24 protein-coding genes are annotated in these 21,968 nt (G+C 45.1%); 13 read left to right on the forward strand and 11 right to left on the reverse strand.

What is annotated here, in order from left to right; translation table 11 throughout:
* Positions 1–142: 142 nt before the first annotated feature.
* The gene (locus tag WJU16_RS02885) at positions 143–985 is read left to right on the forward strand and encodes an RteC domain-containing protein (RefSeq protein ID WP_341836823.1); all 843 of its coding nucleotides are present in this window, start codon (positions 143–145) and stop codon (positions 983–985) included.
* Here the strand turns inward: WJU16_RS02885 and WJU16_RS02890 are convergent.
* From WJU16_RS02890 to WJU16_RS02900, 3 genes are read right to left on the reverse strand one after another with little or no spacing between them, the layout of a single operon-like run.
* The gene (locus WJU16_RS02890) at positions 969–2,504 is read right to left on the reverse strand and encodes a histidine kinase (RefSeq protein WP_341836824.1); all 1,536 of its coding nucleotides are present in this window, start codon (positions 2,502–2,504) and stop codon (positions 969–971) included. The two genes, WJU16_RS02885 and WJU16_RS02890, sit on opposite strands and share 17 nt — an antisense overlap.
* Positions 2,504–2,740 carry a hypothetical protein gene (locus WJU16_RS02895; protein WP_341836825.1) on the reverse strand — a complete coding sequence of 79 codons (237 nt, stop codon included), beginning with the start codon at positions 2,738–2,740 and terminating at the stop codon, positions 2,504–2,506. Before WJU16_RS02895 ends, WJU16_RS02890 begins: the two co-directional genes overlap by 1 nt.
* Positions 2,737–3,486 carry a LytTR family DNA-binding domain-containing protein gene (locus WJU16_RS02900; protein ID WP_341836826.1) on the reverse strand — a complete coding sequence of 250 codons (750 nt, stop codon included), beginning with the start codon at positions 3,484–3,486 and terminating at the stop codon, positions 2,737–2,739. The genes WJU16_RS02895 and WJU16_RS02900 overlap by 4 nt, the downstream gene beginning before the upstream one ends.
* A 742-nt stretch (positions 3,487–4,228) precedes the next feature.
* Here WJU16_RS02900 and WJU16_RS02905 point away from each other — a divergent pair.
* The 11 genes from WJU16_RS02905 (at position 4,229) to WJU16_RS02955 (ending at position 12,339) form a co-directional block, all read left to right on the forward strand.
* Positions 4,229–4,645: a single-stranded DNA-binding protein gene (locus WJU16_RS02905; RefSeq protein ID WP_341836827.1), complete on the forward strand. Its 417-nt coding sequence runs from the start codon at positions 4,229–4,231 to the stop codon at positions 4,643–4,645.
* 63 nt (positions 4,646–4,708) lie between these two features.
* Positions 4,709–5,473, forward strand: coding sequence for a hypothetical protein (locus WJU16_RS02910; protein ID WP_341836828.1), 765 nt, complete (start codon positions 4,709–4,711; stop codon positions 5,471–5,473).
* 24 nt (positions 5,474–5,497) lie between these two features.
* Positions 5,498–5,731, forward strand: coding sequence for a PRTRC system protein C (locus WJU16_RS02915; RefSeq protein WP_341836829.1), 234 nt, complete (start codon positions 5,498–5,500; stop codon positions 5,729–5,731).
* A 69-nt stretch (positions 5,732–5,800) separates the two neighbouring features.
* Complete coding sequence (locus WJU16_RS02920) at positions 5,801–6,631, forward strand: hypothetical protein (protein ID WP_341836830.1); 831 nt, start codon at positions 5,801–5,803, stop codon at positions 6,629–6,631.
* Positions 6,628–6,927 (forward strand): hypothetical protein, encoded by a 300-nt coding sequence (locus WJU16_RS02925; protein ID WP_341836831.1) that lies wholly within the window; start codon positions 6,628–6,630, stop codon positions 6,925–6,927. The genes WJU16_RS02920 and WJU16_RS02925 overlap by 4 nt, the downstream gene beginning before the upstream one ends.
* A 3-nt stretch (positions 6,928–6,930) precedes the next feature.
* A complete protein-coding gene (locus tag WJU16_RS02930; protein ID WP_341836832.1) occupies positions 6,931–7,644 on the forward strand; it encodes a hypothetical protein in 714 nt (237 codons plus the stop codon).
* Positions 7,641–8,447, forward strand: coding sequence for a PRTRC system ThiF family protein (locus WJU16_RS02935; RefSeq protein ID WP_341836833.1), 807 nt, complete (start codon positions 7,641–7,643; stop codon positions 8,445–8,447). The genes WJU16_RS02930 and WJU16_RS02935 overlap by 4 nt, the downstream gene beginning before the upstream one ends.
* A 38-nt stretch (positions 8,448–8,485) precedes the next feature.
* Positions 8,486–8,875, forward strand: coding sequence for a hypothetical protein (locus tag WJU16_RS02940; protein ID WP_341836834.1), 390 nt, complete (start codon positions 8,486–8,488; stop codon positions 8,873–8,875).
* A gap of 277 nt (positions 8,876–9,152) precedes the next feature.
* Positions 9,153–9,494 (forward strand): hypothetical protein, encoded by a 342-nt coding sequence (locus WJU16_RS02945; RefSeq protein ID WP_341836835.1) that lies wholly within the window; start codon positions 9,153–9,155, stop codon positions 9,492–9,494.
* A 111-nt stretch (positions 9,495–9,605) separates the two neighbouring features.
* Positions 9,606–11,219 carry a hypothetical protein gene (locus WJU16_RS02950; RefSeq protein WP_341836836.1) on the forward strand — a complete coding sequence of 538 codons (1,614 nt, stop codon included), beginning with the start codon at positions 9,606–9,608 and terminating at the stop codon, positions 11,217–11,219.
* 709 nt (positions 11,220–11,928) lie between these two features.
* On the forward strand, positions 11,929–12,339 hold the full coding sequence (locus WJU16_RS02955) for an HNH endonuclease (protein ID WP_341836837.1): 411 nt from the start codon (positions 11,929–11,931) through the stop codon (positions 12,337–12,339).
* A gap of 110 nt (positions 12,340–12,449) precedes the next feature.
* Here WJU16_RS02955 and WJU16_RS02960 read toward each other — a convergent pair whose 3' ends face one another.
* From WJU16_RS02960 to WJU16_RS02995, 8 genes are all read right to left on the reverse strand, one after another.
* Positions 12,450–12,911, reverse strand: a complete 462-nt coding sequence (locus WJU16_RS02960) for a hypothetical protein (protein WP_341836838.1) — start codon at positions 12,909–12,911, stop codon at positions 12,450–12,452.
* Between the two features lie 146 nt (positions 12,912–13,057).
* Positions 13,058–14,431, reverse strand: a complete 1,374-nt coding sequence (locus tag WJU16_RS02965; RefSeq protein WP_341836839.1) for a hypothetical protein — start codon at positions 14,429–14,431, stop codon at positions 13,058–13,060.
* A 43-nt stretch (positions 14,432–14,474) separates the two neighbouring features.
* Positions 14,475–15,257: a hypothetical protein gene (locus WJU16_RS02970; protein ID WP_341836840.1), complete on the reverse strand. Its 783-nt coding sequence runs from the start codon at positions 15,255–15,257 to the stop codon at positions 14,475–14,477.
* 35 nt (positions 15,258–15,292) lie between these two features.
* Positions 15,293–17,209, reverse strand: a complete 1,917-nt coding sequence (locus WJU16_RS02975; protein WP_341836841.1) for a hypothetical protein — start codon at positions 17,207–17,209, stop codon at positions 15,293–15,295.
* A 735-nt stretch (positions 17,210–17,944) separates the two neighbouring features.
* Complete coding sequence (locus tag WJU16_RS02980; RefSeq protein ID WP_341836842.1) at positions 17,945–18,856, reverse strand: AraC family transcriptional regulator; 912 nt, start codon at positions 18,854–18,856, stop codon at positions 17,945–17,947.
* 197 nt (positions 18,857–19,053) lie between these two features.
* Positions 19,054–19,440, reverse strand: coding sequence for a DUF6527 family protein (locus WJU16_RS02985; RefSeq protein WP_341836843.1), 387 nt, complete (start codon positions 19,438–19,440; stop codon positions 19,054–19,056).
* Positions 19,385–20,560, reverse strand: coding sequence for a ThiF family adenylyltransferase (locus WJU16_RS02990; protein WP_341836844.1), 1,176 nt, complete (start codon positions 20,558–20,560; stop codon positions 19,385–19,387). Before WJU16_RS02990 ends, WJU16_RS02985 begins: the two co-directional genes overlap by 56 nt.
* Positions 20,535–21,215 (reverse strand): multiubiquitin domain-containing protein, encoded by a 681-nt coding sequence (locus tag WJU16_RS02995; protein ID WP_341836845.1) that lies wholly within the window; start codon positions 21,213–21,215, stop codon positions 20,535–20,537. The genes WJU16_RS02990 and WJU16_RS02995 overlap by 26 nt, the downstream gene beginning before the upstream one ends.
* Positions 21,216–21,605: 390 nt before the next feature.
* Between WJU16_RS02995 and WJU16_RS03000 the strand changes: the two genes are divergently transcribed.
* Positions 21,606–21,947: a helix-turn-helix transcriptional regulator gene (locus WJU16_RS03000; RefSeq protein ID WP_341836846.1), complete on the forward strand. Its 342-nt coding sequence runs from the start codon at positions 21,606–21,608 to the stop codon at positions 21,945–21,947.
* Positions 21,948–21,968: the final 21 nt, after the last annotated feature.

Below are 21,968 nucleotides of genomic sequence, written 5' to 3' on the forward strand. Positions count from 1 at the left end.
TTCCCCCATCTCACTCACAAAGCAAGAACTGCGTTTGGCCTTCTACTTCTTTCTAGTTTTGACATAACGTTAACGTCGAACCGAAAACAACAGTATCACCAGCGCAACGGTACTGATACTTCCATCACCAAATCCTTTGAAAATGACGACCATTAATCCGGAAGAAATACTCGTTAAGTTGCTCGGAGAGCTCCAAGAGATTGCCGATGACGGAAGCCACTCTTTCGACACCCTGCAACAATCCGCCCGGGCCTGCTCCATGACACTCGATAACCTGCGTGGTTACCTGACCACCCACGCATTCCCCGCTCCTGATCTGGAAATCTTCTTTTTCAAGCACATCAAACCTTCTGTAGAGGGCCGATTGCTATTCTTTCTCAAACTATTCGATCTGCTAGGACAGCTACCCTTGTACAATGAAGATGAAGGAAAAGCATTCTGGCAGCAAAAAATCCAGGAAGTAGAGCGTTACATATTCCAGTTTGGCGAAATCTGGCATTATTTCAATGCACATGCTGATCATCTCGACCTCCACTATTTCACCCGACCCACCGCTACGCCAATATCGGGCGTCAGCTCCCTTCGCCAGCTCACCGACCCAGGCTTCGAGACCCCTCAAAGCCACAATTTTGCCTGCATCACCGCTTCCCGCATGCTGATTGACTACTGCAGTCGGCAATTAGGAAGATCAGATCCTGCCCTACCCTTTACGTTCACCTGGACAGGATCCGCTCAGGCATTAACGGAAGTGATATATGGATTTAATGAGATGCAAGTGCTCGATGGCAAACGCCATGAAATTGCCAAAGTGAAGGCATTTTTTGAAAGGGTCTTCAATTTCCCCATGAGCAATATCTATAAAAACTGGGAACATATCCGCTTGCGGAAAAAAGCAGAACTGCGTTTTTCGACGAAACCATCATGGCACTCGGCAAACGCGCGGATTATGATGACCTCAATGCACTCGGCTAAGCTTCTCCGGTAGCTGCGTAGCTTCCCTCTTTAGAATGATGGGAAGCAACGCCACCCGCCGGCCGGAAAGGAATTCTTAGGATCACAACCGTACCTGTTTTGCCAGGCGTGGCAGCACTCATCACTTCAAGACTTCCTTTCACTCCGGTACGCTTTCCCAGAACTTGCAGCCGTTCATTGGTGATAACCGTGGAAATCGAAGGCTTCAACCGGGAAGGAGCCCTACCCAACCCAGGTCCATTATCTTCTATGCGGCACAAGATGGTATGCTGCTCTTTTATAATAGAAATGTGTACCATCCCGCCGCTTTCCAGCTGGGACACGCCATGTACAACCGCGTTTTCAACAAATGGTTGAATCAGCATTGGAGGGATCAACAGGCGCTCGTGATGGAAATTGTCATATGTGCTAAGAGTATATTGAAACCGGTTGTCCCAGTGCACCATCTGCAAAGCCAGGTATGCCTCCAGCGCCACCACTTCGTCCAATAGCGACACATACGGCTCCCGAGAATTAAACTGGTTGAGTTGGAGTAACCTGGAAAACTGGGAGAGATAGGATAGCGCAACAGTTTGCTCGTTGCTGCGGATTAATGCTTGTAAGTTGGAAAGGGAATTATACATAAAATGGCCTTCCATCTGACTTCGGAGTAGCTGCTGCAAAAGTTCCGCCTCCCGACTGACGAGCATCCGCTTCCTCAACCGGGATTTTCTATACAGCAGGTATGCAATGGTAATTAAAGCCACCACCAGTAGTGATAAGAAAATAATTTGCCATCGCCGCTGCTTCAGATTCTGTACACGAAGTGCATCTTGCTCCGCCAGGTTTGCAATCCTTTCATTCTTATCCGTTAATGCCTGCTGGGCCATAATGCTGCCAATTTGGGCGTTCATCATCACTTTCTCCGCTTTGCGGTGATAATACATGATGGAATCTATCAGTTCGGTGGTCACTCCTTTAATCTTACCCTGCAACCGAAGTGCCTCCGCAGTAACCTGCCAATTACCTGTATGCCTTCCCATGAGAATAGCAGAATCCACAAACTTGTCAGCCTGCATGCGCTCGCCCACTTTATGATGGAGTAATCCTAGCATGAAATAGAGATCCGCATTGACCTTCCCAATTCCATTACTTTCTTTAAGCGCCTTTTCATATAACACAATGGCGTCTTTCATCCGCCCTTTGTTTACCCGGAGCGCACCCAGTTGCGCCAGCGCAGAAATGCGTTCTTTGACCGGATATCCCGCCAGACCACTATCTATGCTTCCCAATGTTTTATCAAGTATATGATCAATAGAGTCACCCTTTCCTGCCTGCCTTGTCACATTCTCAATGATGGGCAAGCTTACATCGCCGAATAAAATATTATTTACACCAGAAAAGAAAAGCTTCGACCATTGCCGCTTACTCCTACGTACATTTGTCTCCCATCCATCACCATCTGCTCTCTGAAAACCAGTATATACCGAATAAAGCAAGTAGTCCTTTGCCAATGAATCGGAACGCTTCATCAGTTGCTGTGCTTTTTCCATCAAAACCCGCGCACTATCCCTATAGGTTTGAGAAGCAGCAATATTACCGTAATTAGTAAGCAAGTCTGATTCCCCCTTTCAATCCGGAACTGCTGTATAGAAAGCAGCATCTCAGCATATCGTTTTTCTTCAATACCTATGGTATCCCATTCAGATGGCGCAATAACGGTTTCCCCACCAAGGATATCACAACTTGAAAGTGGCAGCAGGGCTGCAATTATGATTACATACTTCATATGCCTGCTCTTTCATTTCTGAGAAAGCGTTCCACTTCATCTTTCCTTCTGGCAGAAACGGGCAGGCTGACCCCATTTTCCAGGAGTACATGGCCATTCTTATAATAGGTCTTTATATGCTGCTGCGCCACCAGAAAAGACTGGTGTATCCTGATGAACTCCTTACCAGGTAACATGCGCTCGTAGTCCGATAAAGTCTTGATGGTTTTGTAATGCTCACCGCTGGCCATATGCACAACGGTGCGTTCAGTTCCCTCCAGGTACACAATATCCCGCAGTGGAACCAGGTGCCAATGTCCAGTAGACTGCAGTGCCACCCTTTCTACTGCTACACGGTCCGCACTCTGCTCCCTGGCCAACCGCCACTGTAGCGGCACCACCGGCGCCGATGTCCATGCCCTGCTTACGGCTGTTAGCACCTCCTGATAATCAGCCGGCTTCAGCAGATAATCCAGTGCTCCGCATTTGATCGCTCGAATAGCATACTCCCCGTAGCCTGTCAGAAATATAAGGCGAAAGGACAAGGGTTGAATCTGTTCCAGTAAGTCGAAGCAAAGACCGTCTTTGAGGTCGATGTCCATAAATACAAGATCCGGTGTGGTGGCAGGGATCACTTCCGCGGCACTCTTAACCGAGCCCGCTTCGGCTACCACAACTAACCCTTCAATATTCTCCAACATCAGCCGTACATCCTTTCTGATGTGGGGCTGATCATCCACTATAACAGTACGCAGAAATTGGATCATAAACACGGTTTTTCAAGGTTTCCTCATAATTACAATAAACAGCATCGTCAGCTCCTACGCTGGCAGGGCTCACTTCTGTACAACAATAATTTCGGTAAGTATGATAGGTGGGATACACTTTAGAACACGTTCCTCATGGTCTGTCGCGGCTAAATCTATTTTTTCGGAATTGATATACCTAATATAAGGAATTTATCCGGTTATCTCACTGCGCCGAATACACTTTTTGTTTGTTGCCAGGCTAAGTCTAACTCGGTGAGCACAATATTCATATAATAACATATATATATAACCGAACTTCTATTTTTTGAAATTTGGAGATCAGCGATATACCAACGTTTAACATCCGTTGCGTCGCACTCTTGTACGGCTGAGATAACGTTCAGCCCGATGCATTCAACTTAACCATTGCCTTCACTTGGTAAGTTGGCCTTCTGCACGCTTGTGCAACATCAATTCGCGAAACTACTAACCGGCGCCGAGCATACGAAACACTGCGGCGCATCCAGCCTGCGCACCAGCGGCTCCGCAAATCTGGATGCGCCTGGCCCTAACGGGGGAGAAAGAAAAATTTTTACCACTCGTAGGGATAAGCGCTTTAGCACCGGTAACGTAAAATTTTTTCTAACTCCTTTTTCTCCTGCCTCTGCCGGTTTTAGTGCTGGTCGCTACGATGTATGACGGCGCGCGTAGTGCGCTGACATCGAAATACAACAATTTACTCATTATCAAAATTTTAATTATGAAAGTTCGTGTAACCGGTAACATCGTGCGTGACGCGGTGGCAACCAAGACAAAAAATGACAACTATGTGATCAACTTCACTATTGCGCTGAATGAGAGTTTTTACTCCAAAGCCAAAGGCAGATATGAGGAAACCGATTTCATCGACTGCGGTATCTGGACTAGCCCCAAGCTGGCAGATCACCTGCTCAAAGGCCGGGTAGTTACGCTGGACGGCAACCTCAAACCGGGATACTATTTTAAAAAGAACGACCGTCAAAAAAAGACCCCTATCCCATTTCTGCGCCTCGTAGTGGCTGACCTCAAATTTGAAGGTTTTAAAACCAGCGGAAATAATGACAGCGGCAGCGGCACAGTGCCGCAACCGGAAACGGCAACAGTAAACGCCGATGCCGGTGACGATCTGCCATTCTAATCCATCAACAGCGGCGGGAGCAATACCCGCCGCTATTTACCCTCATTACATAAACACGCATATATGACTACAAATTTTTTCTCCCGCTTTGAAGAACTCGGGCTAATCGGTGAATTTCAGCTAAGGATTACCGTTAGGCCCGGCGTATTGCGGGCTAATATTATTCCTGTAGGGGAAAAGAAAGGGCCGGACGCCCCCGCCATTCAGCCGCTGAACCTCCGGGATGCCACAGCAGCAGAACTGGACGCCGGATTCTTTGCCGCCATCACCCGCCCGCTGCAAACAGCCACGGGGCTGCTCACCAATCTGGAAGCCTTTGAAAAATCAGCCAAAAAAGCCTGTACCCCAAAGGCCAATTCAGCTACACCAGTGAAAAAGACGGAAACAGCCGTACCGGCTAAATACACCGAAGCGCTCCGAAAATCCGAAGAACAGGAAAAGAAAGGAAACATCGGTCAGGCCATTGCCGCCATGCCCGATCCCGTCAAGTTCCCCACGCAGGCTAAAGCCATAGCCGAACGACTTACCGCACTGCGCCAGCAACGCCCTGACCTCGCCTCAACAGTCGCCCAACCCTGCCTCTTCAATCAGCCCGCAGTCACAGACACCACGCCTGCCGCTACCGATCCTACAAATCTCCTCTCCGGCAACGCCGCACCGGAAAATACAGATACTGAAATCCCTCGTCAGCAACAGCCACAGGAAGGCACAGACGAAGAAGAAGGCGAAGAAGATGGAGAGGGGGAAGAAATGCCGGTAACAACCGACGAAGACGAAGAAGAGGCGGAAGAATCATTTTCCTATCCGCCAGATTGGGACGAAAATTAATCGATCACTTTTAAACGTCAAGTTATGATTATAGAAAACATGGTACGCATCTTCAAATACAAGCCCGGCGTGGGAAAAGATGAACTCGTACTCGAAGACCCCAACCCGGCACTTTCCCCCGATGAAGTGCGCTATCACTTCGCCACCACCATGCCCGCATGCGCCGCGCTGGTATCAGCAACAGTAGACGCACCTGTGATGGAAGGCAATAACCGCATCATTTACAACCTCCGAAACAGCCTCGGAACAAAGGGATAACAATATGGCACAACCGAAAAAGCAACGCAAGCACCCTCGCCCCATTCCGTTCACTCAAAATCTCCACCAATGCGAACTACACAAACAATTTGTCCAACACGCACTAAAGGCAGACCAACTGCAAACGGCAGAAAAAATCAGAAAGAAAAAATGGCAACCTGCGCCGCTGGCGCTACAATGCCCCATATGCTAAACCGGAAGCTGCCCCGGCGCAGCCATCACCTCTACGCCGCAGGATTTGAAGAAATAGAACACCGTTTCTTTTCTTCCTTAGACAACATCTGCAGGACGCATCACATCAAAATGCCCCTGATCAGCACCGCTCCCTTTCCGCACAACATCATCGGCGTTTTTGATGCGCTGCAAGGGAAATGGGATAGAAAGAGTCCCACTGAACTCTTGATCCTGTGTGCCGAAGGGGTCAGCGGGGCCATAGCCACGATTGAGGATTGCCCCAAAGATTACGACCTCTACCATATAAATATCCTCAAACTCTATCAGCACCGCGGCGCCCCCAACAGGGGCGGTGCGGTCGAAGCACTCGTGCAAACTTGCGCTTATCTCTATCATCACCTCGGATTCGGTCACTATATCGGTAACAACATCATATCCCAAGCACTCAGTTACATATGGACTTACCTCTATGATTACGAAGATGAAGACAGCGGATCAGCGGAAAGGGAAAGTTGGAAAAAAGGAGTAGAAAAAGATTATGACGAAGCCAAAGACGCAGGTTACTGGCTGGAACAACAAATGGGTATCAACTTTCAACCTGAAAGATGGGAAGCGGCACTGGAACACTTCAATCCGGCAGATGATTGGGAAAAAAAGTACACACCTGTTGCACCGGCATGCAGGCACTGTACCGGGCATTTCCCACATACAAATTGGAGGATATGAGTTACCCCACCATCTGCGATACCGGGATGCTCGCCGGAGGGATGAACCGTAATTACGAATCTGACCACCTTGAAATCACAGACATTTTCTCCTTTGTTCCGGTAGATGAAAATTCGGAGATGAACGAAACGCTTTACAATGATATGGAAGCCATATGCGAAGATCGATTCATCCGTTACAGCCCGGCGCATATAGTATGCTATGACGAGCCACAGCCCCGCCACCTCCACGACCCGGCATTTACCGCTACACTCTTTGCCCTGCTCAATGATATTTCCGAACTCATCAATTTTTGATCTATGGATAATTTACTTACCATGCTCGATATTACTTATGACCCGGTAAAAGTCTACGTGCTCATGCAACCCAACACCTCCCACGTAGCTCCTTATGTGGAAGCCTACCGGGTTCATAACAGGAGGATGACAGCCGCCCACCCCCTCTCCCTCGATGAAGGACAACAACTGGCAGAAATGCTCAGTGGCGCTGCCAGTGTCGCATTCGGATGTTTTCAGCCGCAAGGCATTATCCCCGCCAATGTTCTGCGGACGGTCACAGGACGCGCCGGGTACGCCATCTGGCACACGCCCGCACAAAAAATGCAGCTGCTATTTGATGAATGCCTCTACATACCCGAAGGCATCAGCGCTATTCCCCCGCTACTCTGGAAAGCCACCCGCACCCACTTGGAAATATTTGCCCTTTCCTCCGACCACCGCCCGGACCTGAACACGCCCCTGCTGCGCGCCCCCTTTTACAATACCAGCTCCGAAGGCCGGGTCTGCATGGGCAACGTCAGGATCGGAACCGATAACATCCCATGCTTGGAAGACTTTATCAGCTTATGGGAACAAGCATTTTTCAAATCTACTTTCACCCATCTGGGCGAACTCACCAACGGCCCGATCAAAGGTGACCTCAATGCGCTCTGGCGGGAACTGATCGGCACAGGTAAAACCTTCCCGGTACGAGAACTCAAAAAATCTTACATCACTTTAAAATCCTTGTTATGAATACCATTCATTATACCGCCCCCAACCTGCTGTCCCCCACTGATCCGATTACCGTTAACGTAATCGGAGCGGGCGGCACCGGCTCCCACCTCGCAATGGCGCTGGCAGACGTCAATTGCGCCCTGCTGGAACTGGATCACCCTGGATTGCAGGTGAGGCTTTTTGACAATGACCTCGTAAGTGAGGCCAATCTCGCCCGCCAACGCTTCTCTCCTTTGGAGGTCGGTTTACATAAAGCCACCGCAATCATATCCCGGATCAACCGGTATTACGGATTTGATTGGGAAGCCATACCGGAAGCCTTTGGCCCCAAAACTGCCAAACACTTACCTAACATGAACGCGCAGGTGACATTTTCTTGTGTGGACACCGTGGCAGCCCGTCGATGCATAGCCGAAATCATCATAAAGTCCAAATATTACCGCAATGCAGAATACCGCCCACTGTACTGGATAGATTGTGGCAACAACCGAATCAGCGGTCAAGTCTGGTGCGCGACAGTAGGAGACATCAGTCAACCACAGGATATGGAGCAAATCACCGTTTGTCAACTTCCCTTTATTACCGATGAATATGGTGACCAACTGGTGGACAGTCCCGCTCAACCCAGCTGCTCCGTGAGGGAAGCCCTGCTTTCTCAGGACTTATTTATCAACCGCGAAATAGCACTGGCAGCCGCGAATTTCTTTTGGAAAATGCTGCGCAAAGGAAAATCCAACAGCCGGGGCATATTCTATAACGCGGAAGATGGCAGGATGGTGCCTATCCCTCTGCCTGATCCCGCCGTAGTCATGGCGGCGTAACCACATCACAGTTTTATGGACAGTAAAAATTTAGCATTATGAAAAAAGTAATCGACAATGACGGTGATTACCGTGAAATCGCGGATTTGGAAAAGGCCATCACACAGGCAAAAGAATTTAGCGGCTACCGCATGGAAGAGGATGGATACCAGAAAACCAAACAGCGTCAGTTCATTTATTGGATGGACTTATGGATAAAACTGGAACTGGTAAAGGCCGGCCTGCGTCCTTCCCGCATCTCCCTCCCGCTACGTTTTCCGCATCAGTACAAGGATAAAGTGCTCGAATGCCTGAAAGAAAATAGCATAGTGGAATACCTCTCTGAAACAGTGATATATATTTATAGGGAGGAAAAAGTGTATGCTGGCCATTTATTCCAGACCCGAAGCGGCAGATGGCAGCTGGAGTGGGAATCGGTACTCCCATGAACTTTTGAACAGAAAAAATCGCGCGCCCCACTGGGGCGCGTTTTCGTTATCCCAATACCAGGAGATCATCTGCGTATTATCGACATTATGATGCTTCACCAATCCAGAAATTAATATTTGTTTCTTCTTCCCTCTCCTATCAAAATATTGCTGATCTTAGCGCCCTCAATTTCAGCTTTGGAACCTTGTCATAAGGAAGATCGAAGCCTATAATCCAATCGCCAATTACATCGGTCTTTCCGCCACTCCGGTCCGGTACCTGGACAACCAACGAAACATGGCAGAGGAATTTTTCGATAGCAACATCGCCAGCTACATTTCCCTCATGCAAGCCTTTAAGGCTAACATACTCCCCCTTCCCAAATACGTTTCAGCCATCTACAGCGTAGACCGTGAATATAAAAAATTGGTCAAAAAAATCATTGGCACCCAAAGCAAGAAAATATACACCGAAAGAATACACAGCGCCATCGTCAACTGGGAGAAAGCCGCAGGCCTCCAAAAAGTGTTTAGCAAACATTTGCAGTCCCATCACAACAAGTTCATCGTGTTTTGCTCCAAAATATCGGATATCGATCTGGCGAAGAAAAAACTACGTCCCATCTTTAAGTCGGTCTAAGGATCGGTTAATTGCTACACCGTTGCTTCAAAATTCGGAGAACTTAAAAATAACGCCGCCCTTGAAAAATTCGCAGACGACAATGGACCCTGCTTATGCTTCACCGTGGATATGTTCAACGAAGCCATTCACCTAGACGGTATTAAAGGTATTGATGGCGTCATTTTTATGCGGTTTACAGCAAGCCCAAACGTATATTATCAACAAATGGGAAGATGCTTTTCAGTAAATCAGACGCAGCAGCCTATCATCTTCGACCTTGTCAACAATTTTAGCTCCGTCTCCCGAAATAAATTTAAAAAGGAAGTGGAAGCCGAATTCCAAACCGATAGCCATGATCTCCCCTGGATTACCACCGATTTAAGATTTGGTCGCGCAAGCTCCAATAAAGAACTGATTGGCATATCATTCTTCGACGAAACCAGAGAAATTAGAGAACTCTTCAACAGCTTTGCATCCGAATTTGACAACTGGGAAATCCAATTCAAAAATTTATCAGCATTAATACAGCAAGGGCAGTCCATATCGCACCGGTATACGCCTTCAGCTTATCAATTTGTCAATAGAAATAAATACTATTATAGGAAAGGACTACTCAGTACAGAAAGAGTACAAAAACTATTGAATATAGGCATCAATTTTACCCCGAAACCTTATGGCCAAAACTGGAACCTGATAAAGAGTGGAGCGGACTGGCGTATAGCCAAATCCAAACTGAACAGTTGGGTGTACTCACAAATCATTAAGTATCGCCAAGGTAAATTGACAAATGAACAAATTGCTATATTAACCAATGCAGGCGTGCGTTTCGATAAGCCTGCCTGTACATTTGATCAAAACCTGGAGAAATTTATTGCTTACCGGGCTGATTTGATTAACAATCCGCTATCAGACGATCTTAGAAGTTGGATAAGAAGCCAAAAATTGTCCCTCCGCAGAAAGACGCTTACACCTGATCATAAAAGTAAGTTGGATGCAATTGGCTTTGGACAGTTCACTGAAAATGACAGACAATGGGAAATCAGCTTTCAAAAGTACACAAACGGATGTATCGACAGATCTCTCCAGAATTGGATACTTAAACAGAAAAAATACTACGATGAAGGTATATTGGCTGAATGGAAAATAATAAAGCTGAAATCCATCGGATTTGATTTCACGCAGACAAAGATTGCAAGCTGGAATGAAATGTTCGAGGAGGTAAAAGAAAATAAAGATTGGAAAAAAGTAAAAAAACTAAGATTGTGGGTCACCGATCAGGCAAGGCGCTTTAGAAAAGGAGAACTATCCCCAGAAAAAACTTCTCTTCTCAACGCGATTGGCATCATCTTTTCAAAGACCGCCTATCGCAGCCCCTATGCCCATAAAGATTTTAACCAGATGATACAGGAATATAAAGCTTTCCTTTCTGATTTATCTGAGCCAGACATGACACCGGAACTCGGATTATGGGTACGGAACCAGCGATCTCGATACAGAAAAGGTAAAGTTTCTAATGCGGAAAAAAGGGCGTTGGATGCTGTAGGCATCATGAATAAGCCCGTCAATGAACGTGGTTGGCTGGCAAGGTTAGAACGCTACAAATCCGGCGAAAGGAGCCGTGAAATTAACGTTTGGGCTAAGTTACAACGCAAGACTTATCGAATGGGAAGACTTTCCGAAGATAGAATGCGGCAGCTCCGCTCGATAAAGTTCAAATTTGACGCAGCGGTAGAGCACGTCTAACTTTATGCGCCCAGGGTTGTTGCAGGTTAAAATTTCATGGAGTGCTTAAAATCGGATGAAATATGCCTACAGTATGGATAACAGATCGAAGGCGAATAGTCACATCAAACCCATAGTATATTCAAAGCCACAAGAGAACGAATATTAAACTTTCATAAGATGATCCTGAACGCACTATCGAAAGAATTAAAATGGTGCAAAAAAAGAAAAAAGCTATTATTTTCGCATACTCCTCAACGTTTTCTTCAAGACACAGCTTAAAGATTATTAAGATCTAAATACTTTTTCATGAGACACCTGTCGTCCTCACCGGATGAGGAAGGCGTACAATTTTGCGTAAAAGGCTGCGGAACTACTCGTTATACTGTTTGGGAACGCCAACGCATGAAACCGTCCCAACCTTATATGCAATATTGCAAAGATGGCATCGAATCATCGTATCGCCCCGAATGCCAAACCCCAATGCAGCGGCTACAAGAGCAGGTCCTGGATGTATCTACCAAGCAACATATACTCCAGTTAATATGCGATAGAGAATGCGAATTACTTATCCAAATCCCAAAAGCCACACCTGGGGCATCCATCACACGTCTCAAACTGCAAGACATTTTAAAGAGACGTGGCTTCACCCCAAACCAAATTGCGGCAGCAGTGAATAAACTACCTTTGTCAAAACGACCATTTTAGAGAAACAAAATATAGCTGTAAAATGACAGCATCTTTGGGTGCTTGCAAAGGTCTACTACTGATCATTCAATCTGACGATATGAACATACCAGATTACAACTTACTGCCGATCTCCCAAAAAGATTTTTGCTGCTACTGCGGCAAACTTATCGACATTCCCAAAGAGCGAACAGTAGAACATCTGATCCCCGTCAGCCGTGGTGGCAACAATCACCATTATAATAAAAGAACCTGCTGTAAAAAATGCAATTCCCTGCGCGGCAATCATTCATTGCTTGTATTTATTGAAATACTGAAAACACTATATGCAGTGTCAATGAACCCCGTTGAGAAATATGAATTAGAAATAATGATAATGAACGCGGAATATTGGCAAGATTATGTCAATACTGCAGAGGACAAACTACTACGGTCAAAAGTAAATCACAAATGACGCAATTGAAGCTATAAATTATAGTAACACACATGAAACGTCAAAACATTTTTAGTTATCGCGTTCGCAAGTCATTTCCAAACCAGGCTTCATGCTCCCAATATTGCGCGTTAAATCTCCATGGACTTTTTAAAATCGGATAAATGATGCCTTATCTTGGATAACAGATCAAAAGTTTGATGCTTCCAGTCCTGCCAGGAGATGTCAGAACGAAGGGCCCCATAATCAAAAGTTTGGCTGTTTACCTCTGGCCAATAGTGCAGACAAAATCCAACCGATGCTTTGAGATCGTTTACTTCTTTGATCACTTCAATTGAATCTGTTTGCTCAAAATCAGTGGCAATCTTCAAAAAGGTATTTGTCATTATATGCCCGGATGCAACATCCTCTACCGGTAATTGAAGTTTTTGCGCCTCGTCCAGTGCCTCCATTAAGGTAAACAAATATTCATGTTTAGCATTTCTATCATCTTCTATCAAATTTGCCAGAAAATATGCCTTCCAATAAATTTCTTCCGCGCCCTTTTTGATTCGATATAAACGAAGCTGCAGACTATCTAACGTTTCTTCCATTTTTGATACAGGCTGGCATTTCTATTCCGGAAACTCCGGCTACCAACTTGTCAAATTAAATAGCAAAGTATGGCCAATTTCCTAAGCGTTTGTTAATAGCGTGAATAATTTTCCCGACAGGCCAACCAGAAAAATCCGATCAAGTGCTAATCGGAAATCTCTGGAAACTCTTCACCGTTGAAAAAGCGTTTTAGCAGATCTGGTGCCTTACTACGTAAAGACTCCTCGAATTCGGCGCCAGTCCATATTTGAGTATTCGCAATATTATTGTCCTTACAATATGCTCTTATTTTATCCTGGGCAGTTTTACTTACCGTACCACCTGCAACGACAACATAATGATCTGGAATCTCCCCCTCCTTAACCAGCCGGTCGATATCTTTCTTAATTTTTGAAAATGGTAAATTCGGGTAGTTTTTGCACTGAAAACACCAGCTCTCCCCGTCCGCTTCTGCCCAGATGTCCCTGCCTCCCTCACCCCCGCTTTCGCCATACCACTTTAGCACTTTCGGATAATTAACCGTCCTTACGAGATAAGCAAACGTTAATCGCTCGAAGCCCCTACCTTGAAGATCGTAAAAATGAATTTTATGCACCGTACTGCTAATTGACCTCGGATTATCAGCACTTGCATTCTTCAGCCTATCCAATTCTTCTTCCAGGAAACTGATATGATAGGCCAGTGCCCCTCCTCTGATAAGTTGATGTATAATACTGACATAAGCTTCTGTTCTCCTATCAAATGGCATGGCTGCATTGAGGGTGACATTATTTAACGTCACTATATCAAGGTCTTTCCATGTTATACTATTCCCATTTATAATCCAGGAATACCCGATTCTGCTATATTGACCAAACTCCAATGTCAATTGGTGTTGCCCTGTATGTATCCAAAAATGGTGAGAACAACTAAATTTTTCATGCGCGTTGACCAATGTCGATATTCGCTTTTCAATCATCACACGTTTATTGGGTGCCAACCGTGACTGATGTTGGTATTGTTGCATCAATTCTTCCCGGTTGCCGAACTTGTCAATCAATGCCCTAAAATCAATATATGTACGGAATTCCGCCATCTTTTTCGCACCAAGTAGAATATGGTGAATTTCAAACATAAAGTGTCGCAAATCCTCAAAAACTTTGATCTGATGTTTGATCTGATCTGTATACTTCACGGCAGGCATAATCAACTTTCGCTGAAGGCCATTTATAACCTGCGTAACTATCGTATTGAAAGTTGTCACGAATTTCAATGGATCATCGGAGGTATTAATTTCACTTTCAACCCATTTGCATGCCTCATCATAAAACAACTCCATTTTAGTATACGCATCCGTATCTCCTTCCACATACTCACCCACGCTAATTTGCTGGCCACCGAAAAGCGCCAGCCACTTATTTGTAAAATTCATGGCTTCCTCAGTACGTTTCAGCCTTTCCATAGCCTCCTCATATGTCATAGTGATGGTGCCATCACTTAGTTCAACGTAAATTTTCCCATCTTTCTCAGTCACATTCATAATAAGATTATAAAAGCAACCTTTTTTGGGGTTGCGTTATCAATTAATTCTGATTGATCACATCCGTACTTCTGCTTTCACGAAAGGCCGCCTCATATCGAGAACTGATCTTCGAAATTGTGAAAAGCTTTCCATCCATCTCAATGACAGCACCGGCTTGCTTACCCATAAGCAACAAAGCTCTTTCTGATGAACTTGATATGGAATGCTGCAAGGTGGCTTTATCATCAATTACAACATTCATGACTGCACCTTTTTCATCTTTCAATTCAACTGCACAATAGTCGTCCACTACTGCTTGATCACCCGCTCTGAATCCACTTTCTATTACCCCAATAACAAAACGCTCATATGCTTTGCGATGCAACGGATGTTGCGGGTTCTCGTTTCGGATTTCCAGGGCCAGTTCAAGTCCCCTCATGTGATGAAACCTTCCTGCACTCACTACTGCGATAAGCAACGCATTCATTCTATCCTCCACTGGCCAACGCTGATCGACAAATTCTTGCAATTTCCCCTGAATTTTATCCTGATCATTCGCGCGAAAATAGTAGGCCAACTCTTTCCCATGAAAAAATGGATCTTTCGGAAAATACTTCATTGCATTTTTAGCCATAGTAAGTGCTTCTACATAATCACAGCCTTTTTCAATAGCTTCCAGCAGAAACGCCGTGCAGAAATAAATCGGATGGTTCGGATCATACAATTTTTCTGCAATTTCAACGGCATCAGCATGCCGTCCTACCCGCTGCAGACTAGGCAACAGATATTCTAAGAGGCTATGCCATCGCTCCTTGTAACCAGGTTTATCCAACAGCGCGACCACTTCCCCATAATGTCCTAGCTTATAACAAAGCTCAATTACGAATTGATGAACAAAATTGGCAGGATTATCACCCAATGACTTGGCTGCCCGCGTAGCAAGTTCATGCGCTTTTTTTCATCGCCAACTTGTATAGCTAATTCTGCTGCACGATGAGCCATTTGTGGAATGTCAGGATACTGGTTGGCGGCATCCAATACAAACTGAAAAGCACCCTTTACGTCTCCGTTAACCATCATGGCCAGGGATCGGAAGAATATTATTTTGCATGCTTCATCCTCCCCCTTTCCTGGAAGGCGCTCATCAAGTAATTTAAAAATAGCCTCCGAATCCTTTCTCTCCAATAACCCATTAATTTCTAAGAAAAAAAGTTCTTTCTCTTGCACTTCATTTAACTCCAAATGTTGCCTTGCCTCTTCAATAAGTTTGATATGGATCATTCCCTTTTCCACCCCCAGCATCAACAAATGATGGTATATGATAAAATCCTTCCCATCATCCAAGGCAACTACAAAATCCGATTCTGCATTTTCCTTGTCTCCAAGCATGTAGCGAACCACTCCCCGGTTGGCAGTAACGGCCCATCGGACCTCGCGCATGTCTGAATCCTTGTAAAAATCCCTTGCCTGGCTGAGATACCCTTCTGCAAGTTTTAACCGATCCCGAGTATCTTTTGAAATGTAATTCCCGTCTTTTATCTTATTTAACAACGCTGTTTTGGCATGTAGCAAAGCCATTCTTTCAATTTTCTCAGCCCAGGCCAACGTACCTTCCGGAATTGACGTTTGTTCCAATATTTGCAAAGCACGAACGATCTGTTCAGGCCCTTGCCTTGATAGCCACTCTGCAGCATTCACTGCAACCATGGGGTTGGAAATATCGGTCGATGCCAACACATCATCAAATTGTGCAATGGTGGCATCCTCAGGTAAATTCAGCAATCGAGCAACTACTGCCGAAGGTACAATTGGTGATATTTTTAGCACTTTGTCGATGTAGTGTTCCGATAATTCAGACTTACCTTGCAATGCATAACCCATGGCAGTCACGCCTAAAGCATCTGCATCCAGCGGTAATAAATCGGCCAAAGAAATAAAAAGCGCTACAGCCTCATCATTTTGTTGCAATTGTAAATAAGCCTGACCAAGTGTGAAATTCACTTTATACCGCTGCTCCGGCGAAAAACGCTCCCACTTCCGGTCTTTAAGATCACTAAGCATGGCTATAGCCGCGTTATTATGCCTTTTTGCCAAAAGATTTAAAATAGGGCCCACATTGTCGTCAAAATCCTCCTGCGTCATCACAGCGCCCATCCCGGTTGACAACGCTAATGGCGCATGGGGTAACAGCAAAGTGAATTTTTCTTCAATACGCTTCTGCCATTCCAGGTCTTGCGCCCGATCTAAAGACCGCAATCGGCGCAACTCCTCCGTATCACCCTTGATTGCATCGAGCTTATTTATCAAGTATTGCGTCTGCGGATCCATGCTTTCCAGAACGGTCTGCAGGAAGTAGAGAATCAATTTTTCCAAATCCTGTTGGATGGTGAGTTGAAGCTCAGCAAATTCGGGGTGAGCAGCTATATGTGCATATATATGTTGCAGGAGATCTTCGACGGTAGTACCTCCCCCGAAAGAATCCTCAAAATGGCTCATTACCGCCTTATTTTCAAAAATCTTCACCACACCTGGATGCGTTATTGGTGACAGCTTTGCTAAGGCTTTATAATAGATATCTGTGAAATCTTTCATCTCAGCACCTAAGCCGATATTCTGAAAAAACTGGTGCGCTGAATAGCTTCTTTTGGTTATGAAGTCACGAACCGTCATGACCGCCGAACTGACCGGAGAAACGTTATTTACGGCAAATTCCCAACCAGACAATAGTATGTTTTCCAAATATTTATAATTTAATTTTTCTTCCAATTTAAAACCATGCATGATACATTCTTGCATGCCGGTTGTGTACACGCCAACCTCACTACCCATCGTTACCCAATATACGAATATGCGGGAGCATGATGGCCCTTTCCCAATAATGTGGGTCAATCAGCTGCTATATTATAACCAAGCCTTTAGAGGATAGGCCTCCCCCTCGAACATAGGCACCCTGGATGACGTTTAATAAATATTTTTAATAATTCACCCTTCATGGTGCATTTTTTCATCATATAGTTAATGAAGCCTTTCTCCATGCGCAACCCCTACCTTATTTTCTTACTTTTTTCTCCAGTTCTCTTTTATCCTGCAAGAAAACGGAGAAAGTAAAACCGCGAACCGATACTCCAGTAGAGCCATCGTATTTCACTTTCCAGGTGATGGATGTAAACTCCCATTGCAAGGACTACCGTGGCAGAGCAACTGTATTGCTTAAATGCTTGAAATTTCCAGAAGATAACGTGGAAGGACTTATGCTTTCCAATATGATCAGGGATTCAATCTTTGTTTCGACCGCAGTACCATACGAATACTCATGGAATGATAAAGTTTTTTGCGCTACCGTCTATATTTATATTGACTGGACGGAGAGAGCAAGATGTCACACGACTAAATTTCAGATAGATCTCGCAAACGTGCAATAATTGATATTTATATACAATATTATATATACGTAAAATCAGGAAGGCCTTCATTTCTATGCGGGCTATCACAATACCCCCCCTGTCAATTAGATCTATCCCGAAAAAATCATTACCGGCTTTTATGAAGCATCCTGCTCAATCCCATGATTGAGTCGTAGCCTGATGCCCACGCCACATCCTGCAGAGACATCTTCGAATTGCAGATTAAATTCCCCGCATGATTGCGTCTCACTTCGCGCAAATAAGCAGATGGCGACAAACCATGTGCGGACATATACCGGCGCCGGAGTTGCGAAACAGAGAGCTTAAAATGCGTAGCAATCTCCATTTCGGTCAGCCGCTGATCGAAATTTTCCTTTATATACGCTTTCACCCTGGCCATATCCTTACAGCCCGTTTCCACTACTAAATCATTTTTCTCCCCTTGTGGAAGGCCTAACATTGTCCAGCAACAAAGTAGAAAGTCCAAAAAAATCATTCTTCTTTTTACTTCCCAAATTCCCCCAAGAAGTACATTTAATTTTAATTCTTCCCACCTTTTATATTGCTCAGGGCCGAGGGGCCATATTGGAGTGCATTGCCAGTTAAAATGCGCAGAAAACAGGGTTCTTTTCAAGGAGGGATGAACCCTCATTATCAAAAGCGCTGCACCTTGGCCATTTAAGGTTACATGGTGTATCCCGCTGTTATATTGTAAAAAACAAAACTCACCTGCTTTCAATTCAAGATTTTGGAAATCGTTTGACCTGAAACCAACACTTCCCTTTAGCATTGCCAGCTGAAAGACGGTGCTTTCGAACGCGCGGAGCTGCATCTCCGCCCGCTGCCCGGTAACGACCTCCACTATACAACAGTCGATTGGTTCATCAAAAAAGCTTTGTGAAATCAGCAAATGATCTTCAGTAAAACGATAGGACACCGTTGCGCCGGCAATGATATGGGGCTGAATGTACGGAGGAAACTCTTCCTTTAGATCTGCGGTATGTTCTAATTTTACAATGACATTCTGGGAACCTGGCATAACAACAGTATTAATGAATAAAATCCACTATACATATACGTTAAAACCAGATTTTAGGGCACTGCCCCTGAGGTAGAAAAATAATTCTTTTTTTCAAAAGAACAGCGATCCTTTTCGGTTGACCACCGCCCTCCAAATTAACATCACCGATTTTTTAAGGAGGCGAACTGTTTAAGGTTCGCCTCTACCGGTAACTATCAACGCTTCTTCTTTCGTTTTTTGCCCCTTTTGCCTCTTCTGTTTCCTTCCGCAGATGCTGAAGACTTAAGGTTACCAGCAACTGTAAAAGCAGGTACAAAAGCATTACCCCTGATGAAATAATGAGAGGTACACGGCAATCGCCAGTTCCCAATCGATGGGTAGAGGGTTACCGTCTCACCATCGAAGATCACCTTCCAATCTTTGGGTGAAAACGGGGTAACAACCTCACTGCCGCATCCACAAGCACACAAGTGGACAGCTGTACCGTAATCAAGGGCAATATAGAGCACATCTTCATGGATCTGCTCCGGGATGGCATTTACGAACCTATGCTGTAGCGTCCGTGGCGTCCAGTTGAGCCGTGTTGATTGTAAAAATTGCATTGTGCTCTTGTATTAAATCTTGATAAAATCCAGACATCTTCTTCCACTTATGTACTGCCAGGAATGCATTCAGCATGTTCAGGTCGGCAATCTGGATGTTGGTTGTGTACAAATCATCCTCCGCATCCCGCAACGGGACCCTATGCGGAAGATGATCGGCCTTTGAAGCGGTGCCAGCCGTTATCCGTACCGCCCCAATCAGCTGATCTTCCACTACCTCCAAACCAATCCCACAGTCAACAAACGGGATTCCGTTAGCTAGTAAATACTTAATGATATAAGCCCGTGCGGCATTACTATCAATACACAGGAAAACGAAATCGAACGCAGCCAGACTATCCAGATTGTCTTCGAGGATACGATGTGGATGAGCGAATATGTACTTATGCATATTTTCATACATCTGTTTAAAGTAGACAACTTTCGGTACGGCGGCGGACAGTTGCGCGATCGAGGGCGCTCCAGGAGCACGGAATGCGTTATGTTGCAAAAAAACATCCCCGTCGAATAGATGGATCTCCGATGCTGGTGCCTTTGCCACCAGGTCCAATACATAGCCTCCTGTACCGCCTAAGCCCACTATTGCAAGCTTTTGGCCGGCAAGCTTTCGGTTAATTATCCCGATGTTAGCCCGGATCGCATTCGTATCAGGGTACTGGAAAACAGAATCCTCCGCAGCCCCCTCCATTTTTACAAAAGTCCTTTCAGTAACGGTCGGATCGATGGACTTCGCCTGGCTGGCTATAATAGTTGCATACGTTGAAACCTTCTCATAATAATCCGCATATCCCGCAGCCGGCTTATTGGAAAAACTGTGGTTGGTAACAATCTCAGGGGTAAGCTGCTGGTTGCCGCTGGTATGCTGAATTTGAAGAATCGGCGTTCCATCGGCATTGCAAGGGTATTCTCCGCAAAACTGAATGACATGGTTCTGTGGTCGCATCGTTTTGCCCGCATTTACTGTCAAGGGACAAACAAGTTTGCCGTACAGTATATGGCGATGAGAATTAACATAGGGAATGTGGTGGATAACTAAGTATCCACCACTCACCTCAATCTGATACCCTTCCTCCTGAAGGCGACGCAGGTCGTCATTATGATTTATCAGTACAGGTAACATTGAAAATCATTTTGTTTTTAATGAAAACGATATCTCCTTTTACCATCGTCCCTTCCGGGTTCTGATGAGGTCCGCGCTTGTAGGTGACCGTGTGAACCCTGGTTTGCGTATCGCAGGATTGGCCGAAAGCCAGTTGCACCACTTCATCGTAGCTGATCTTGCGATCTTGCCAGGTCTTCTCACGGCCGTTAACGATGATCTTCCACTCCCGTTGTTTTTCTCTGGAAATGAATCGCTCGGCACCCGGACGCGCCAGATCAATAACTGTTGTATCCTCAATAGCCTCATCTTCCCATGGTCCAGGAATTGATAAAAAGATGTCCTGAATTGGCGGAATCATGCCTTGTTTACGAATTTGTCTGCCTGTGATATACTGGCTGGAAGATTCAAAACGCTGGTCATTAATAAAGTAAGCCAACTTTTTGGGTACGTAAAAGTGTTCAATGTCAGGCCTGGCCAAGTTTACACTGTCCGATGGTGAGATTTGCTCGTCCTTCCAGGGTTCTTGAAGCGCCAGATACAATTCAACGTCAGGATCCAAGTTGGCCAGGTTGCGAAGTTGCTGGCCAGTAATGTACTGCTCTTTCCAGCTGTATTGCTTACCCTCTATAGTAAATTTAAGGGAAGCCTCATGATTTCTTTCTTGTAAATTCATAATATTCAATTGTTTATATTCCCCCATTGGGCAGATACGGGGTGGGGTAAAAACCGGACCTGTGTAGCCTTCGTCTCTAAACAATTGAAATATTCTAAAGGAATAGTCCGTAATTTTGTGAAACGAAACAGCAGGGGCTGCTGAGGTGATAAGCCTTTAGCAGGTAGAAGTCGGCAAAACTTTAGATCCCTGTTTCAGAGGTCGGGTGCTACAACATCCGACCTCCGTAGTAAATTATCAGCTATAATGTTGATCTGAGTGTAAAATTAGCAAATCTAATTTAAATTAGCAAATAAATTAGATTCGCTTCGTTTACTTAATTTTATATTTAGATTAGTTTGGTGAATTGAGAATTAATACCTAGCTTTGTGCGTCACAAAACGCAACACAATGGATTCTTTAGGCAAAACTCTTAAAGCTGCAAGGGAGCTAGCCTCACTGACACTTCGAGAAGTTGAGGAACTCACCGCAATCTCCAATGCTTACCTCAGCCAGGTAGAAAACGATAAGATTAAGAAACCTTCTGCCTCCGTATTATACAAGCTTTCCCGCGCTTATAAAGTCCCTTTGGAAAGGTTTTTGGCCGCAGCCGGAATAATTGAAGATTATAAACCACACGAAGTAAGCTTCTTCACAGAATCTAAAATTCTTTCTGCTGAAAACATTACCGAAAAAGAAGAAGAAGAGTTGATGAAGTACCTCCGATATTTAAGGTATCAAAGTACCCTTTGATATGTCCCCCATCCACCATTT

It is taken from the genome of Chitinophaga pollutisoli (assembly GCF_038396755.1).
In the GTDB taxonomy this organism is placed as follows: domain Bacteria; phylum Bacteroidota; class Bacteroidia; order Chitinophagales; family Chitinophagaceae; genus Chitinophaga; species Chitinophaga pollutisoli.